Genomic DNA, 15,614 nt, shown 5'->3' on the forward strand with positions numbered 1-15,614 from the left:
GGCGGAAAGCGCATGATCCGCACTGTGGAATGGATGGTGGCGAGCCTTCTTTGTGTTGCCGCAAGCCTATCCGTTCATGCGAGCTGCCTTCCGACGACTAAGGCTTTCGAGGCGTCGGCCGCGAGCATCGCGCTGACGCTCGACGATGCCGTACGCCAGGCGTTGGCGTTCGACCCCCGCGTCAGCCAATCGTGGGCGGAGGTTTCCGCCCGCGCGGCGGGCATCGACGTCGCGCGGGCCGCATATTTGCCATCGGCACACGCGGGGGGGCAGGTCTCGCGAGTCAACGACTTATCGGATATCGATGGGTTTGGCGGTAAAGCCGATGCCGTTCGGAGTACCGGCCACTGGCGAGCCAACATCAGTTGGCTGCTGCTCGATTTTGGTTCTCGCAGCGCGCGTCTCGAACAGGCGCGAAGCCGATTGGCCGTCGCGACCGCACTACAGGACGTTCGGCTTCAGCAGGTAATTTTTGATGTCGCCCGCGCCTACTACGCAGCCGTCGAGGCGCAGTCGCAACTTGTGACGGCGTCGAGGGGCGAAAGTGTGGCGATGCGAAGTGCTATGGCGGCGTGCGCACGATTCGAGGCCGGTGTCGGTGCATTGGCCGATGTGCTGCGCGCCCGTACCGCGTACGCTCGGCACGCGCTCGTCAGATTGAACGCGAGGGCAAAGGTCGTCGAGCGAAGCGGTGCGCTGGCCGCGTTGATCGGCATCGATATGGACACTGTGTTCGCGTTGGCGCGCGAGGAATTCGATGGCGCATATCCCCCTGATCCGTTGCCGCCGGTAGAGGATCTAATGGCCGAACTCCGGCAACACCATCCTGCATTACGAGAGGCGTATGCAGAAATACGCGCGGAAGCGTCCGGGCGGGAGGCCATCCAGCATGCCTGGGGGCCATCGGTGACATTGGTTGGCAGCGTAAATCAGGAAATCGGCTCCGGTTCGTTTGCCGTTGAACGGGCCGGATCAAGTGCCCGCATCGGGATTCAGATCAGTATCCCGCTCTACGACGGTGGGCTTAGAAAACGCCGCGCGCGCGAAGCTGATGCCATGGTCGACCTGGTTCGAGCGAAAACGCGGGCTACCGAGCGAAATCTCTATTCGCGCATATGGCAAACCCATCGTGAGATGCGCGCCTTATCGTTGAGCCGTGCCTTTGAAATTCGTTTGTACGATGACGCGAAGCAATCCTACGAGATCGCACGTGGGCGGTATCAGGAGGGCATCGGGAATATCGAAGAATTGATGAGTGCGCAGAATGTTTTGGCCGATGCGGAGCGTGCCATGACCGTGTCTCGGTCGCGCTGGCATCTGGCAAAGCTGACGTTGGCGGCGAGCCTCGGTCAGTTGGGCGTCGACGGCAAACCGGCATTTGCGTCGCCGACATCGCGCCGGCCATTGCTTGGGATCATGCAGCCAACTTCCCCGCCGCCGCCCGATCGAGAAAGCGGAACAGCCGCGCGTCATCCGAATACGCAACGTTGAAGCGGAACCAGTGGCAGGGCTCGTTGTGCGCGAGAAAGAACTCGCCCGGCGCCAACATGATGCTCTCGAGCAGCGCGGCTTCAGCCAGTTCGCGCGCCGGTCGCGACGTCTGCGGCAAGCTGCCGCAGACGAACATCCCCCCCTCCGGCTGGGCCAGCAGCGTCACCCCGTGCGACTGCAACTGCGTGATGAGACGCGCGCGCGAACGCGTCAGCCGGTCCGACAGGCGTTCGATGTGCTTGCGGTGACGCCCCTCGGTGAGAATCGCATGCACGATGCGCTCGTTGATTTCCGAGGACGTGAGTCCAGCCACCATCTTGCTGCGCGCAATTTCATGCGCGAGATCGCGCGAACACGCCAGATAGCCCACGCGGACCGACGGCGAAATCGTCTTCGAAAAACTCGACACGTAGATCACGCGCGACAAACCGTCCATCGCCGCCAATGACGGCGTGCCCGCAGGCGCCAGCTCGCGGTAGATGTCGTCTTCGACAATCCAGAAACCGTGCTGCTCGGCGCACTGCAGGATGCGATGGGCCGTCGCCGGCGTGAGCGACGTCCCCAACGGGTTCTGCAACGCCGGATTCACGAACAGCGCGCGCGGACGGTGCGTCTGTGCCGCTTGCTCCAATGCGGCGAGATCGAGACCCGCCTCCGTGCGCGGAATGCCGACGACGTTCAGACCCGCCAGACGCAACACCGCCAGCAGATTGCAGTACGCCGGTGCCTCGACCAATACCGTATCGCCCGGCTTGAGCAGCGTGCGAACGACCAGATCGAGCGCCTGCGTCGCGCCATGCGTGAGCACGATGTGTTCGGGCGGCGCGTCGATGGACAACTCGCCCAGACGCCGCGCCAGCCACTGGCGCAGCGGCCCATAGCCTCGCGGATGTCCGTAGTGCGCGAAATGTGCGCCCGGTCCTTTCGAGAGCGAGCGTAGCGCGCCATGCAGCCCGTCTTCGTCGAGCCAACTGTCAGGCAGCCACCCGCAGCCGCTCTTCACGGCGATTGCGTCATCCGCGAAGATTTCCGAGAGCAGCCACGCGTTGGTGACTTCGCTGGCCGTGGTGCTCACGGCCAGCGAGCCGCCGGGACTGGCCAACCCCGTGTCTCGCGCGTCGGCCACGCCGGCGACAAAGAAGCCCGCGCCGCGCCGGGCCACGAGCGTGCCGCGCGCGACGAGCCGGTCATACGCCTCCACCACCGTGAACGTGCTGATGCCATGCGCCTTCGCCAACGACCGGATCGACGGCATACGCGTGCCTGCGTGCAGCGTTTGCCGCTGTAGCGCTCGCTCGACCTCCCGCACGATCTGGTCGACGAGGGCTTCCGGTTGAGCGCGGTTCAGGGAGAAAGCAAGCGGTTGGACCATGGTGTCGGGGCGGCGGTATTCGCCAGCGTGGTGAGGGTGTCGATGTCGCCAATGGCGCCTGAGCGGGCGTACAGAGGGGATCGGACAGTGAAGGGCAGCACAAGGCCAGCCCTCGACAGATCCCGCTCACCATCCTTCCTACGAGGGGAAGGACGGCAACGCGCCCATCGCATCGGCTGTTGCCAATACAGTTGAGGTGATTGACCGATACAGAATATACATTTTCCGAGTAACTGTACATGTCTGTATCGGTTGGCCTCTCGTAGGATCGATCCCATCCACCCGTGGCGCGCCATCGTGCCGGTCACGGAACCTCCTGATCGAGCCTTGCCCTGGGGAGTCCCCGCGATGAACATGAAAGACCTGAATCTCGACATGACGGCGTTCTGGATGCCGTTCACCAACAATCGACAGTTCAAAAGCTCGCCGCGCCTGTTGGTGAAGGCCGAGGGCATGTATTACACGTCGTCGGACAATCGCCGCATCCTCGACGGCACCGCCGGTCTGTGGTGCGTGAACGCCGGTCACTGTCGCACCGAGATCGTCGAGGCGATCCGTCAGCAGGCCGGTGAGATGGACTTTGCGCCGACCTTCCAGATGGGGCACCCGAAGGCGTTCGAGGCTGCGAGCAAGATCGCCGCCATCACCCCGCAGGGGCTCGATCGCATCTTCTTCACGAACTCGGGCTCGGAGTCGGTCGACACCGCCCTGAAGATCGCCCTGGCCTACCATCGTGCGCGTGGCGAAGGCCAGCGCACGCGGCTTATCGGCCGCGAACGCGGATACCACGGCGTGGGCTTCGGCGGCATTTCGGTGGGCGGCATCTCGCCGAATCGCAAGGCCTATTCGGGTCAACTGCTACCGGCGGTCGACCATCTGCCGCACACGCTCAACATCAAGGAAACCGCGTTCTCGAAGGGCCAGCCCGCCTGGGGCGCCCATCTGGCCGACGAACTCGAGCGACTGGTGACGCTGCACGACGCGTCGACCATCGCCGCCGTGATCGTCGAGCCGCTCGCCGGTTCCACCGGCGTGCTCGTACCGCCGCACGGCTATCTGCAAAAACTGCGCGAGATCTGCGACAAGCACGGCATTCTGCTGATTTTCGACGAAGTCATCACCGGCCTCGGTCGTCTGGGCAAGCCGTTCGCCGCCCAGTATTTCGGCGTGACGCCGGACATCATGACGATGGCCAAGGGCGTGAACAATGCCGCCGTTCCGATGGGCGCCGTCGCGGTGAAGACGGGCGTGTACGACACCATCGTCGATGCCGGCAATGCGGGCGCCATCGAGTTCTTCCACGGCTATACGTACTCCGGCCATCCGCTGGCAGCCGCCGCCGCTTGCGCGGCACTCGATCTGTATCAGAACGAAGGCCTGTTCGAGCGCGCGGCAACGCTCGCGCCGCATTTCGAGAAGGCCATTCACGGTCTGCGCGATCTGCCGAACGTCATCGATATCCGAAACCTCGGGATGGTCGGCGGCATCGAACTGTCCAACCGCGACGGCAAGCCGGGCGCCCGCGCGCATGAGATCTTCGTCAAGTGCTTCGAGAAAGGCGCGCTGGTGCGTTATACGGGCGACATCCTGGCGTTCTCGCCGCCGCTCATCGTGAGCGAAGCGCAGATCGACGAGCTGTTCGGCATCGTGGCGGAAGCCATTCGCGAGACGGCGTAAGCGACCTCGGCAGCAAGGTGGGGCGGCCGCGGCGCGGCGTCCCGCCACCCATCAGACAGAAACGGCGAACGCCCGCTTCGGGCGGACGTTTGCCCACCGACAGCGTTATCACGGACATCGACATGAATCAACGAGTGAGCACCGAACGTATCGAGCATTGGATTGGCGGCGCAAGCGTCGCTTCGGGGGAAGCCGAAAGTCGCTTTGGCGAAGTGACGAACCCGGCCACGGGCGACGTGATCCGCCAGGTAGCCCTGGGTGGCGCGACGGATGTCGCCACTGCCGTGGCGGCCGCACGTGCTGCCTTGCCTGGCTGGCGTGCCACGCCGCCGATGAAGCGCGCCCGCGTGATGATGAAGTACCGCGAACTGCTCGAGACGCATCGCGAAGCGATCGTGCAACTGATCACGCAGGAACATGGCAAGACGCTCGACGACGCTCGCGGCGAAGTCACGCGCGGCATCGAGGTCGTCGAATTCGCCATGGGCATCCCTCAGTTGCTCAAGGGCGAGATCGCGCCGCAGGTGGGCACGGGCGTCGACACGTATTCGATTCACCAGCCGGTGGGCGTCTGCGCCGGCATTACGCCGTTCAATTTCCCCGCGATGGTGCCGCTGTGGATGTTCCCGATGGCCGTGGCCTGCGGCAACACGTTCGTGCTCAAGCCGTCCGAGAAGGTGCCGTCGGCGGCGCTGCTGCTCGCGCGCCTGGCCAAGGACGCCGGACTGCCCGACGGCGTGCTCAACGTCGTGAACGGCGACAAGGCGGCGGTCGATGCCCTGCTGGCGCATCCGGAGGTCAACGCCGTGTCGTTCGTCGGCTCCACGCCGATTGCGCAATACATCTACAGCACGGCGTCGGCACACGGCAAGCGCGTGCAGGCACTCGGCGGCGCGAAGAACCATGGCGTGGTGATGCCGGACGCCGACCTCGACTTCACTGTCGATGCGCTGATCGGCGCGGCGTACGGCTCGGCGGGTGAGCGTTGCATGGCGATCTCGGTGGCCGTGGCGGTCGGCGACGTGGCTGACGCGCTGGTGGCGCGTCTGGCGCAAGCCGCGACGTCGCTGCCGGTCGGCGACGGGACCGATCCCGTCGCGCAGATGGGGCCGTTGATTACGCGTGCACATTGCGACAAGGTGCGTGGCTATGTCGATGCCGGTGTCGGCGAAGGCGCGAAGCTCGTGGTCGACGGCCGTGGCCTCAAGGTCGCCCAGCGTGACGAGGGCTTCTTCATTGGCCCGTGCTTGTTCGACAACGTGACGCCGGAGATGTCGATCTATCGCCACGAGATTTTCGGGCCGGTGCTGGCCGTGATGCGTGTGAAGACGCTGGAAGAAGCGATTGCACTCATCAACCGTAATCCGTATGCCAACGGCACGGCGGTGTTCACGACGTCGGGCGGTGCTGCACGACGCTTCGAAGACGAGATCGAAGTCGGCATGGTCGGCGTGAACGTGCCGATTCCGGTGCCCGTGTCGTACTTCTCGTTCGGCGGCTGGCGCAATTCGCTGTTCGGTGACCAGCACATCTACGGACCGGAGTCGGTGCGCTTCTACACGCGCTCGAAGGTGGTCACGCGTCGCTGGTCGGAGGGACGCCCGGCGAATGCCGCGTCGTCGCTCGTCATGCCGACGCTCGGCCAATAACGGCGATCAAGCGGCGATCAGCTCGATCAACATCGCGCCGTGCCGCGAAGGTGCCGGTGCCTGCCGGCATCGAAATGAAAACGCCGTCCGAGGGTGAACTGCCCTCGGACGGCGTTTTGACCTGGGATGACAGCGAACGTCAGGGCTGGCGAACCGGCTCGATGTCGATGCCCTCGTCGAGCAGGAAGCCACGAATGCGCTGTGCGAATTCGAGTGCGTGTTCGCCATCGCCGTGCAGGCAGACGGTTTGCGCCCGGATCGGCACGAGCGTGCCGTCGATGGCGCGCACGCACTGCTCGCGCACCATCATCAGCGTTTGGGCGAGCGCATCTTCCTCGCGCTCGAGCAACGCACCGGGCGTGCCGCGTTTGACCAGTGAGCCGTCGGGGTTATAGCCGCGGTCGGCGAAGACTTCATCGACGGCCTGCATACCGGCCGCCCGCGCGGCGTTCACCAACTCGCCGCCAGCCAGCCCGAAGATCGCAAGGTCGGTGTCGAACGCGCGAATCGCTTCGACGATCGTCTCGGCCAGTGCCGGGTCGCGTGCCGCCTGATTGTAGAGTGCGCCGTGCGGCTTGACGTGCGACAGCCAGCCGCCCTGGGCGCGCACCATCGCGGCGAGCGCGCCGATCTGGTACAGCATGCCCGCGCGAATCTCGTCGAGCGGAAGCTGCATCTGCGTGCGGCCGAAATTCTCACGATCGGGAAAGCTGGGGTGCGCGCCGATGGCCACGCCGCGCGCCAGCGCCCAGCGCACCACCTGCTGCATCGTGCCCGCGTCGCCCGCGTGCCAGCCACAAGCCACGTTGGCTGAGCTGACCAGGCCGAGCAGCGCTTCGTCGTAGTTGCAACCTTCGCCGAGGTCGACGTTCAGATCGATTTTCATCCGGGATTCTCCTGCGGGGATGCCGTTGCGCGTGCGCGATGTCAGCGCTTGCGCGAGATCGCGTGCACTCGCGATGTCGTCAGGATGCCGCGATCGTGCCACGTGAGCGCGCGCTCGATCTGGGCGAGATAACGGCGCTGGTCGTGCAGTGCTTCACGCGCCTCGGCGGCGCTGCATTCCGAAAAATATAGCGTGCTGCCGAGTCGTGCCTGTCCGAGCCGCCACAGATCGGCGCTGATCACCGTGCCGATCTTCGGGTAACCGCCGGTGGTCTGCGCGTCGGCCAGCAGAATGATCGGCTGCCCCGACGGCGGCACCTGAATCACGCCCGGCAACACGCCGTGCGACAGCAGGTCATGACTGCGGTTCTTCTTGCGCGCGAGCGGTTCCGGGCCGGACAGCCGGTAGCCCATGCGGTTGCTGTTGGGCGTGACGTGCCAGGCATGCTCCCAGAAACCCTTGTGCGAGACGGCCGTGAAATCGTCGTATTCCGGGCCGGGCAGCACCCGGACGCGGTGCGCCAGCGGATCGGACAACCACACCGGCGGACGCACCCCCAGCGGCGCGGCCTTGCGTGCGGCGGCGCTGGGTTGCCCGATGGCGATGCGGTCGCCGTCACGCAGGGCGCGGCCCTCGAAGCCGCCGAAGCCGGCTGCCAGGTCGGTGCTGCGCGAGCCCAGTGTCTCGGGAACATCGATGCCGCCGGCCACCGCCAGATAGGTGCGCATGCCGAACCGCGCCGGGCGCAACGTCAACGTCTGGCCGCGTGAGACGGGGAAGCGCCACCAGGACCACACGGGGGTGCCATCGAGATCGGCATGGCAATCGGCGCCAGCCAGCGCCACGAGGGTCGCGGATGCGAAGCGCAGCACGCAGGCCCCCATCGTGATTTCCAGCGTGGCGGCGTTCGGTTCGTTGCCCGCGAGGCGGTTGGCGACGGCGCAGGCGAGCGGATCGACGGCGCCGCCGCTGGCCACGCCGAATTCACGCAGACGGGAGCGGCCAAGATCCTGGACCGTGGTGAGCAGGCCGGCACGCAGGATATCGATCACAGGTCGAGGCTCGCGATGGTGAAGCGCACACGGTCGCCCGGGGCCAGCAAGGCGGGCGGTGTCGCGGTGGGGTCGAACAGCGCACTGGATGTGTGGCCGATGATTTGCCAGCCGCCGGGAGAGGTGAGCGGATAGATGCCGGTCTGGTTGCCGCCGATGCCGACCGACCCGGCCGGGACCGACAGCCGAGGTTCGGCGCGACGCGGTGTGGCAATCGAATCGTCGAGTCCGCCCAGATAGGCGAAGCCCGGCTGGAAGCCGAGAAAGTAGACGATGTACTCCGGTGCGGCATGGCGTTGCACGACCGTCTTCGGTTGCAGACGCGCATGCCTGGCGACCTCGGCCAGGTCGGGACCCTGTTGGCCGCCGTAGTGCACGGGAATCTCGATGTCGCGTCCGACCTCCCCGGCGATCGGCTGGGTCTGCCACGCGTCGCGCAGACGCTCGCCCAGCACGTCGATATCGATGGTCAACGGGTCGAACACCAGCGTGAGGTTGTTCATGCCCGGTACGACTTCGCGCACATCAGGCCAATCCTTCGCGAGGGCCGCCACATGCCAGACGCGGCGTTGGGTCGCGAGCGTGGGGGTGGTGCCCGCTTCGCACACGAGCGCGCTGTCGCCGAGCGGCAGTATCTTGAGCGTTGTCATGGCGTGGTGATCCCGGATTCGCCTGGGTTGCCGCCGGTGCGCGCGAAGGTCGCCGACTCGGTCACGATGGCGTCGAGCGCCAGGTCGTGGGCTTCGGCCGTGAGACTGTCGATTTCGAGGGCGTCGTAAGCGATGCCGAGCGTTTGCGGCGCAGGCGTCATCGAATGCAGGGTGCGGTCGTAGAAGCCGCCGCCGTAGCCGAGTCGCAGGCCGTCGCGGGTAAAGCCCACGCAGGGCACCAGCAGCAGGTCGGGCGCGAGCACCTCGCCCTCGAGCGGCACCGGAATGCGGTAGCGGCCTTCGGTCATGCGCGCGTCGGGCGTCCAGCGGTGAAAGACGAGTGGGGCGCCCAGGGCGGTCACGACCGGCAGTGCGGCCAGGCGCGGCGCGTTGGGCGATGCCTGCGCGAGCCATGCCGAGACGACCTCGCGCGCGTCGAATTCGCCCTGGATCGGCCAGTAGAAGCCGACACAGCGCGGCGCGCGACGCGTCAGCGCGTCAGCGAGGCGCGCGGCGAGGGCGGCGTCGCGTGCGGCACGCCCGGCGAGCGTGGTGCGCGTATCGAGCAACGCCTTGCGCAGGCGTGCCTTTCCGACCGCCGATTCGGTCCCATTTCCTGACGTTTGGGCCGCCGACTGGGTGGGGTCCCGTGCTATGCTTGAATTCACTTTTTATCCGACGCTCCCCCGAAGATGTCAGAACGTTTGACCCGAGTATATCGCGCCGTTGCGCTGGCCCTGACCGCTGCTGCGCTCGTCGCCTGCAGCACGACCCAGGCGACTGGCCGCGCCAAGGCGCATTCGGCGGCGAGCCGTTCGGCGGCATCTGCCAACCCGCTCTCGCCCGACGACATCTTCGTGCAACTGCGCGAAGCGGCCCGCGCCAACGACGCGCCGCGCGCCACGGCGCTCGCCGCCATGCTCTCCGGCTACGACGTGCCGTCGTATGTCCAGTACTTCCAGATCAAGCCGCGCATGTTCGACCGCTCGGGCAAGGCACTGATCGATGCGCCCGACGACGACATCCGCGCCTTCCTGCGCACGTATGATGGTCAGGCGATCGCCGACCGCCTGCGCAACGACTGGCTGCTGGTGCTCGGCAAGCGCCACGACTGGCAGACGTTCGACGCCGAATATCCGAAGTTCGTGCTCGACGACGACACCCAGGTCAAATGCTACGCGCTGATGTCGCGTGCCGCGCGCGGCGAGAACGTCGCGCAGGCCGCCACCGATCTGCTGACCACGCCGAAGCATTATGGCGAGGGGTGTGTCGACATGATCAATACGCTGGCCGCGAGCGGCCAGTTGCCGCGCAAGGAAGTCTGGCATCAGATCCGTCTGGCCTACGAGGAAAACTACACGTCGCTCGGCAAGCAGATTGCCGATGCGCTGGGCGCCGCGCGCCCGGACGACAGCCTGCTCGACATGGCCGCCACGCGTCCGGCGCAGATTCTCGCGCGTGGGGTGGACGGTTCGGAGGCGTCGCATCAGCTCACGCTGCTCGCCATCGTGCGCATGGCCCGCAGCGACGCGATGCTGGCGGCAAGTACTTTCTCGAGTGTTGCGGACAGCCTGTCGCCGGGCGAGCGCGCCGTTGGCTGGGGCAGCATCGGCATGCGCGGGGCACTGTCGCAAAATCCGATGGCGATCACCTGGTATCGTCAGGCCGGGAGCGCCAAGCTCTCGACCACGGCGCAGGAATGGAAGATTCGTGCGGCGCTGCGCGCGGGCGACTGGAACGTGGTGCGCACCGGCATTGAAGCGATGCCGACGGCGTTGCGCAATGACGGTGTCTGGACTTACTGGTACGGCCGTGCGCTGCGCGAAGCCGGGAAGGGCGATGCCGCGCGTGCCCAGTTCCAGAAGATCGCCATGCAGCCCAACTTCTACGGCCAACTGGCCAACGAGGAACTGGGCAACAAGACGTCGCTGCCGCCGCGCACGACCGTCACCCAGGCCGAGATCGACGCGAACCGGACGAACGCCGGCTTCCGGCGCGCCGCGAAGTTCTATGATCTCGGTTTGCGTTTTGAAGGCAATCGCGAGTGGAACTGGGAGCTGCGCAACATGACGGATCGCCAGTTGCTCGCCGCCGCCCAGTACGCCAACCAGATCGAACTGTTCGACCGCACGGTCAACACGGCCGATCGCACGAAGGTCGAGCACGACTTCGCGCTGCGCTACCTGATGCCATTCCGCGACAAGGTGGAGCCCCTGGCCGCGGCCGTCGATCTTGACGAAGCGTGGGCCTACGGCCTGATCCGGCAGGAGTCGCGCTTCATCATCAATGCCCGCTCGTCGGTTGGCGCCGGCGGTCTGATGCAGATCATGCCGGCCACTGCGAAGATGGTCGCGCGGCAGATCGGCATGGACTACCAGCCGGGCATGATGCACGACATCGACACGAATATCCGTCTGGGCACGAGCTATCTGGCGGATATCTACAACAAGTTCGACGGCTCGGCGGTCCTGGCGTCGGCCGGTTACAACGCCGGCCCGGGGCGTCCGCGCACATGGCGGTCCACGCTGGATCGTCCGGTCGAGGGGGCCATCTTCGCCGAGACGATCCCGTTCAACGAGACGCGCACATATGTCGAGAACGTGTTGTCGAACACCACGTATTACTCGGCCCTGATCACGGGCCGTCCGCAATCGCTCAAGGAGCGGCTCGGCGTCATCCTGCCCGAGTGACCAGGCGGCGATCGGGGTCGCGCACCCTCAGTCATGATGCGGAGGTGACGCATGCGCTATAACGTCTGTGTCGTCGGTGGCACCGGCTTCATCGGCAGCCATCTGGTTGCCCGGCTGGTGTCGATGGGCTACGCCGTGCGCTTGCCCACGCGTCGCGCCGATGCCGCCAAGGCGCTTGGCGTGCTGCCTGGCGTGGAACTCGTCGAGTGCGATGTGCACGACCCGCGCGCGCTGGAGCGTGTGATCGCGGGCAGCGACGCGGTCATCAATCTCGTCGGCATTCTGCACAGCGACCGGGGCATGCCCTACGGTCGCGCATTTGCGCGGGCGCACGTCGAACTGCCGCGCAAGATCGCGCAGGCGTGCAGCGACCGCGGCATCGCGCGGCTCATCCACATGAGCGCCCTGGGCGCCGACTCGAACGGCCCGAGCATGTACCAGCGCTCGAAGGGCGACGGCGAAGTGGCGATTCGCGAGACGGGCATCCCCGTGACGATCTTTCGCCCGTCGGTGGTGTTCGGTCCGGGCGACCACTTCCTGAATACGTTCGCCAAGCTGCAGCGGCGCTTGCCGGTCGTGCCGCTTGCGTGTGCGACGGCGCGCTTCCAGCCGGTGTACGTGATCGATGTGGCAGAGGTGTTCGCGCGAGCGATCGACAACGACGCCACGCTCGGCAAGACGTATGAACTGGGCGGACCGGAGGTGTACACGCTCGAGGCGCTCGTTCGCTTTGCCGGTGCCGCGTGCGGCTGCGAGCGGCCGATCCTGCCGTTGCCGGAGCGCACCGCGCGCCTGCAGGCGATCCTCTTCGAGGTGATGCCGGGCGAGCCGATCATCACGCGCGACAATCTCGATTCGATGCGTGTGGATAACGTCATGAGCGGCCCGCTGGCGCCTGAACTCGGTCTCATCCCGAACGGTCTGGAGGTTGCCGTCGATTATCTCGATGGCGACAGCGAGGCGCGTCGTCTGTCGGACTATCGGCGTTACGCGGGGCGCTGACGCCTTCCCCATTTCCATCCGGCGCGTCAATCCCGATGCGCCACGCGCGCAAGGAAAGTCGTCATGCAACTGATCATTGCCAACAAGCGATACTCGTCGTGGTCGATGCGTCCGTGGGTCTTGCTCAAGCATTTTGGCATCGCCTTCGAAGAACGCAACGTGTGGCTCGCGCAGCCTGACTCGCGCGAGCAGATCCTGCGCTACTCGCCCACGGGCAAAGTCCCGTGCCTGATCGACAACGGCGTGACCGTCTGGGACTCGTTGGCCATCTGCGAGTACCTGGCCGACAGCTATCCGCATCTGCCGCTGTGGCCCAAATCGCGTGACGCGCGAGCCCATGCGCGTAGCGTCTGCGCCGAGATGCACAGCGGATTCACCGCGCTGCGCACGCATATGTGGATGAACGTCGGCGTACATTGGCCGGGGGCGGGCGCGACGCCGGAGGTGCTCGCCGACATCCGTCGCGTCGAAGCGATCTGGGAGGATTGCCTCGCGCGCCACGAAGGCCCATTCCTGTTTGGCGACTTCACCATTGCCGATGCGTTCTACGCCCCTGTCGTGATGCGTTTTGCGACGTTCGAGCCGGCGTTGTCGGCGCACGCGCAGGCATACGCCGAGCGCATTCGCGAAGTGGCTGCCGTGCAGGCGTGGGTGGCCGCGGGGCGCGGCGAGGCGCAGCGCGTTGCTTACTACGAAGTGCGTCCATGAAGATTTACGCGGTTGGCGGCGCGATTCGCGACGCCATGCTGGGATTGCCCGTGAAGGATCGGGACTACGTGGTGGTGGGCGCAACGCCCGAGGACATGGTGCGGCAGGGCTTCAAACCGGTGGGCCGCGACTTCCCGGTGTTTCTCCATCCCAAGACGCAGGCCGAGTATGCGCTCGCGCGCACCGAACGCAAGACGGCACGCGGCTATCACGGCTTTTCGTTCTACTTCGCCCCCGAAGTCACGCTCGAAGAAGACCTCGTGCGGCGCGATTTCACCATCAATGCGATGGCGCGCGAGGTCATGCCCGACGACAGTCTGTCGGATCAACTGGTCGATCCCTACGGCGGCCGGCGCGACCTCGAGGCGAGGTTGTTCCGCCACGTCGGCGAGGCGTTCGCGGAAGATCCGGTGCGAATTCTGCGGTGTGCCCGTTTTGCCGCGCGCTTCACGGACTTTTCCGTGGCCGACGAGACGCTCGCGCTCATGCGCGAGATGACGGCCAACGGCGAGGTCGATGCCCTGGTCGCCGAGCGCGTCTGGCAGGAGATTTCACGCGGGCTGATGGAGCGTCGTCCGTCGCGTATGTTCGATGTCCTGCGCGCGTGCGGGGCGATCGATCGCATCCTGCCGGAGGTGGCGCGGCTGTGGGGCGTGCCGCAGCGCGCCGATTTCCATCCCGAAGTCGACACCGGCGTGCACGTGATGATGGTGCTCGACTACGCCGCGGCGCAGGGCTTTTCGCTGCCGGTGCGCTTCGCTGCCCTCACACACGATCTCGGCAAAGGCACGACGCCGGAGGATGTGTTGCCGCGTCACATCGGGCATGAGGGGCGCAGTGTCGACCTGCTCGGGCCATTGTGCGCGCGCTTGCGCGTTCCGGTCGAATGCCGAGCGCTCGCGCAGGTCGTCGCGCGCGAGCACGGCAATATCCACGGGTGTCTGAAGTTCGGGGCGGCGGCGCTCGTGCGGTTGCTGGAGCGATGCGACGCCTTGCGAAAGCCCGATCGGTTCGTCGAGGTGCTTCAGGCCTGCGAAGCCGATGCGCGCGGACGCGGCGGCGACTTTGCCACGGCACCGTATCCGCAACGCGATCGATTGATCGCGGCACTCGGCGCGGCGCGCAGCATCGACGCCGGGGCGGTGGCGGGTCAGTACGCCGATCATCCCTTGAAGATTCGCGACGCCGTGCAGGCCGCGAGAATCGATGCCGTCAAGGCGGCGGGGTTGAGGGGCGAGGGAGACTGAGCCTCCGGGGGCACGCGAGACGTCGGCGTCTGCGCGTGCCCGCGACCGGCAAGGTTCGCTTACTCGAACGCCTTGTCGTTCGGATTCGCGTAGATCTGCTTGAGCTGGTCGCTCATTGCGAAGTTGAAGTTGATCTGCTTCGGCGGCACCGGCGACTCGAACCACTTCTTGTACATCTTGTTGATCTCGCCGCTCTTCATCACACCGGCGAGCGTGTCGTCGACGAGCTTCTTGAACTCGGTGTCGCCGTGTTTCATCATGAAGCCGTAGGCTTCGAACGATTGCGGCGTGCCCGTGACGACCCAGTCGTCGGGGTTGCGGCCCATCGTGCGCGCACCGGCGAGCAGTACGTCGTCCATCATGAACGCCTGCACGCGACCGCCCTGGAGCATGGTGAAGGACTCCCCATAGTCCTTGCCCGAGATGACGCTCATGTTCATCTTCTTCTCGTTGTTCATCCTGTTCAGGATGCGCTCCGACGTCGTGCCCGCATTGGTCACGACCGGCTTGCCCGCCAGATCCGGGAAGTCCTTGATGCCGGCATGCTTGTTCACGAGCAGCCGCGTGCCCGCGACGAAGAATGTGTCCGAGAAATCGACCTGCGCCTGACGCGCCTTCAGGTTCGTCGTCACGCCGCACTCGATATCAACGGTGCCGTTCTGCACGAGGGCAATGCGGTTCTGCGAGGTGACCGGAATGAAGCGCACTTGCAGATCGGGCTTCTTCAGGCGCGTCTTCACCGCCTCGACGACCTTGTTGCATAGATCCTGCGAATAGCCAATGACGTTGTGATTGTTGTCGTAGTACGAAAACGGAATCGACGACTCGCGATGCCCAATCGAGATCACGCCGCTGCTCTCGATCTTCTGGAGCGTCTCGGACGCAGGCTGCGCGAGCGCCGCTCCCGTCGCGACACTCATCGCTACGCCCAGCATCACCCCGGTCAATCGCATCTTGATCATGTTCTGCTCCTGAAATGGCCTCACCTTGATTCACGATTGAATCATTTGTTTCATATTAATTTTTTTGCAACAAATGATCAAATCGTTGTTAACCCTAGCGATGACAGCCGTCCGGCGCGCCGCCATGACGGCGACGCGCGCAGACGCGTGCCGAACCGGCTATCGACGGTGGATCGACGGCGGATCGGCGTTGCGGGTGGGCGCGCAAAAAGGGAACCGGGAACCCGG

At 65.6% G+C, this 15,614-nt stretch carries 13 protein-coding genes; 7 read left to right on the top strand and 6 right to left on the bottom strand.

Annotated elements, in window-relative coordinates; genetic code table 11:
- The first annotated feature begins 12 nt into the window (after nucleotides 1-12).
- Entirely contained in the window at nucleotides 13-1,491 is a 1,479-nt protein-coding gene (locus PTE31013_RS01720; RefSeq protein WP_174978394.1) for a TolC family protein, read from the top strand.
- Here the strand turns inward: PTE31013_RS01720 and PTE31013_RS01725 are convergent.
- Nucleotides 1,415-2,863 (bottom strand): aminotransferase-like domain-containing protein, encoded by a 1,449-nt coding sequence (locus tag PTE31013_RS01725; protein ID WP_150611103.1) that lies wholly within the window; start codon nucleotides 2,861-2,863, stop codon nucleotides 1,415-1,417. The two genes, PTE31013_RS01720 and PTE31013_RS01725, sit on opposite strands and share 77 nt — an antisense overlap.
- A gap of 348 nt (nucleotides 2,864-3,211) precedes the next feature.
- Between PTE31013_RS01725 and aptA the strand changes: the two genes are divergently transcribed.
- The gene (gene aptA, locus PTE31013_RS01730) at nucleotides 3,212-4,540 is read left to right on the top strand and encodes an omega-aminotransferase AptA (protein WP_150611104.1); all 1,329 of its coding nucleotides are present in this window, start codon (nucleotides 3,212-3,214) and stop codon (nucleotides 4,538-4,540) included.
- Nucleotides 4,541-4,662: 122 nt separating this feature from the next.
- Entirely contained in the window at nucleotides 4,663-6,189 is a 1,527-nt protein-coding gene (locus tag PTE31013_RS01735) for a CoA-acylating methylmalonate-semialdehyde dehydrogenase (protein ID WP_174978395.1), read from the top strand.
- 139 nt (nucleotides 6,190-6,328) lie between these two features.
- Here the strand turns inward: PTE31013_RS01735 and pxpA are convergent, their stop codons facing one another.
- Genes pxpA through PTE31013_RS01755 form a run of 4 tightly spaced genes read right to left on the bottom strand, consistent with a single transcriptional unit; the run spans nucleotide 6,329 to nucleotide 9,445 of the window.
- Complete coding sequence (gene pxpA / locus PTE31013_RS01740) at nucleotides 6,329-7,075, bottom strand: 5-oxoprolinase subunit PxpA (RefSeq protein WP_150611105.1); 747 nt, start codon at nucleotides 7,073-7,075, stop codon at nucleotides 6,329-6,331.
- 41 nt (nucleotides 7,076-7,116) lie between these two features.
- Nucleotides 7,117-8,127 carry a 5-oxoprolinase subunit C family protein gene (locus PTE31013_RS01745; RefSeq protein WP_150611106.1) on the bottom strand — a complete coding sequence of 337 codons (1,011 nt, stop codon included), beginning with the start codon at nucleotides 8,125-8,127 and terminating at the stop codon, nucleotides 7,117-7,119.
- Complete coding sequence (pxpB, locus tag PTE31013_RS01750) at nucleotides 8,124-8,777, bottom strand: 5-oxoprolinase subunit PxpB (RefSeq protein WP_150611107.1); 654 nt, start codon at nucleotides 8,775-8,777, stop codon at nucleotides 8,124-8,126. Before pxpB ends, PTE31013_RS01745 begins: the two co-directional genes overlap by 4 nt.
- On the bottom strand, nucleotides 8,774-9,445 hold the full coding sequence (locus PTE31013_RS01755) for a 5-formyltetrahydrofolate cyclo-ligase (RefSeq protein WP_246173857.1): 672 nt from the start codon (nucleotides 9,443-9,445) through the stop codon (nucleotides 8,774-8,776). The genes pxpB and PTE31013_RS01755 overlap by 4 nt, the downstream gene beginning before the upstream one ends.
- A gap of 24 nt (nucleotides 9,446-9,469) precedes the next feature.
- Here PTE31013_RS01755 and PTE31013_RS01760 point away from each other — a divergent pair, with 24 nt between their 5' ends.
- The 4 genes from PTE31013_RS01760 to PTE31013_RS01775 all read left to right on the top strand — a co-directional run bounded on the left by PTE31013_RS01760 (nucleotide 9,470) and on the right by PTE31013_RS01775 (nucleotide 14,424).
- Complete coding sequence (locus tag PTE31013_RS01760) at nucleotides 9,470-11,467, top strand: lytic transglycosylase domain-containing protein (RefSeq protein ID WP_150611108.1); 1,998 nt, start codon at nucleotides 9,470-9,472, stop codon at nucleotides 11,465-11,467.
- A 51-nt stretch (nucleotides 11,468-11,518) separates the two neighbouring features.
- Nucleotides 11,519-12,469: a complex I NDUFA9 subunit family protein gene (locus PTE31013_RS01765; RefSeq protein ID WP_150611109.1), complete on the top strand. Its 951-nt coding sequence runs from the start codon at nucleotides 11,519-11,521 to the stop codon at nucleotides 12,467-12,469.
- Nucleotides 12,470-12,532: 63 nt separating this feature from the next.
- Nucleotides 12,533-13,177 (top strand): glutathione S-transferase family protein, encoded by a 645-nt coding sequence (locus PTE31013_RS01770; protein ID WP_150611110.1) that lies wholly within the window; start codon nucleotides 12,533-12,535, stop codon nucleotides 13,175-13,177.
- Nucleotides 13,174-14,424 (top strand): multifunctional CCA addition/repair protein, encoded by a 1,251-nt coding sequence (locus PTE31013_RS01775; protein WP_150611111.1) that lies wholly within the window; start codon nucleotides 13,174-13,176, stop codon nucleotides 14,422-14,424. The genes PTE31013_RS01770 and PTE31013_RS01775 overlap by 4 nt, the downstream gene beginning before the upstream one ends.
- 59 nt (nucleotides 14,425-14,483) lie before the next feature.
- Here PTE31013_RS01775 and PTE31013_RS01780 read toward each other — a convergent pair whose 3' ends face one another.
- Complete coding sequence (locus PTE31013_RS01780) at nucleotides 14,484-15,377, bottom strand: glutamate/aspartate ABC transporter substrate-binding protein (RefSeq protein ID WP_425495530.1); 894 nt, start codon at nucleotides 15,375-15,377, stop codon at nucleotides 14,484-14,486.
- Between the last annotated feature and the right edge of the window lie 237 nt (nucleotides 15,378-15,614).

It is taken from the genome of Pandoraea terrigena, from assembly GCF_902459705.1.
In the GTDB taxonomy this organism is placed as follows: domain Bacteria; phylum Pseudomonadota; class Gammaproteobacteria; order Burkholderiales; family Burkholderiaceae; genus Pandoraea; species Pandoraea terrigena.